Source organism: Xanthomonas cucurbitae (genome assembly GCF_002939885.1).
GTDB classification, from domain to species: Bacteria; Pseudomonadota; Gammaproteobacteria; order Xanthomonadales; family Xanthomonadaceae; genus Xanthomonas; species Xanthomonas cucurbitae.
This window is the reverse complement of sequence record NZ_MDED01000137.1, coordinates 1-457: the sequence shown is the minus strand read 5'-3', so window position 1 is coordinate 457 and position 457 is coordinate 1. Positions and strand designations below refer to the sequence as shown.

At 71.3% G+C, this 457-nt stretch carries 1 pseudogene; it reads right to left on the bottom strand.

Features of this window, described 5'->3' with window-relative positions:
- Window positions 1-457, bottom strand: a pseudogene (locus XcuCFBP2542_RS19080) (TAL effector repeat-containing protein); the annotation flags it as partial.

Below are 457 nucleotides of genomic sequence, written 5' to 3'. Positions count from 1 at the left end.
GGCACAGCACCGGCAACAGCCGCTGCACCGTCTCCAGCGCCTGCTTGCCGCCGCCATTGCTGGCGATGGCCACCACCTGGTCCCGGGTCAGGTCATGGGCCTGGCACAGCGCCGGCAACAGCCGCTGCACCGTCTCCAGCGCCTGCTTGCCGCCATCGTGGCTGGCGATGGCCACCACCTGGTCCGGGGGCAGGCCATGGGCCTGGCACAGCACCGGCAACAGCCGCTGCACCGTCTCCAGCGCTTGCTTGCCGCCATCGTGGCTGGCGATGGCCACCACCTGGTCCGGGGTCAGGCCATGGGCCTGGCACAGCACCGGCAACAGCCGCTGCACCGTCTCCAGCGCCTGCTTGCCGCCATCGTGTCTGGCGATGGCCACCACCTGGTCCGGGGTCAGGCCATGGGCCTGGCACAGCACCGGCAACAGCCGCTGCACCGTCTCCAGCGCCTGCTTGCC